Source organism: Paenibacillus aurantiacus (assembly GCF_042431225.1).
Lineage (GTDB): Bacteria > Bacillota > Bacilli > Paenibacillales > Paenibacillaceae > Paenibacillus_Z > Paenibacillus_Z aurantiacus.
In genome coordinates, this window is the sequence record NZ_JBHMDO010000040.1 from 1 (window position 1) to 707 (window position 707).

Annotated in this window: 1 protein-coding gene; it reads right to left on the minus strand. The window is 50.1% G+C overall.

All coding sequences use genetic code 11. The features are described from left to right. The coding region (locus ACFFSY_RS25045) for a transposase (protein WP_377499285.1) at positions 1–649 on the minus strand (649 nt) is incomplete at its 3' end. Positions 650–707 lie beyond the last annotated feature (58 nt).

A 707-nucleotide genomic window follows, 5' to 3' on the forward strand; every position in this document is an offset into this window, starting at 1 on the left:
CTTCTAGTCGCTGTTCGAGCTGCTGCACCGCTTGTTCCAACTTCTCGCTCGTCATGTCTGATGTTTTACCAAGCTCACTTAGATCCATGCCGCTTAGCGCATGATCTTCCTGTTTCTCGGCTTCTTCGATGGTCGCGAACAAGGATTGCACTTTCTCCTGCAGCCTCATCTTGTGCTTGACGACTGCCTTACCCCAGACAAAGGTGTAGCGGTTGGCATTGGCTTCAATCTTGGTTCCATCGACGAAGTAATGCTCGAGCTTGACATACTTGGCTTCAACGAGATACTGAAGAACGGCCGTGAAGATGGATTCGAGCACGTCTTTCATGCGCTCGGAACGAAAGCGATTAATGGTGCGGAAGTCTGGGCACTGCCGCGCGGCCAGCCACATGAACATGATGTTCTCCCGGACGGCTTTGGCAATTTGGCGTGAGGAGTAAATCCGCTGGGTGTAGGTGTAGATAATGATCTTCGTCAGCATTTTGGGGTGGTAACTGTCCCGACCGCCGCCGGGATAGGCTTTGGTGAAAAGATTCATATTTAGGTGGTCGACCGCATCATTGACGATGCGAACGAGATGGTTTTGAGGGATATCTTCTTGCAAGTCCATTGGCAAGGACAACTGGTCCATGGTATATTCTTTGTACAAAAGAAGTCTCTCCTTTAGGAATGGTTGGGTGGTACCTCCATTTTAACAAGGACAGGCT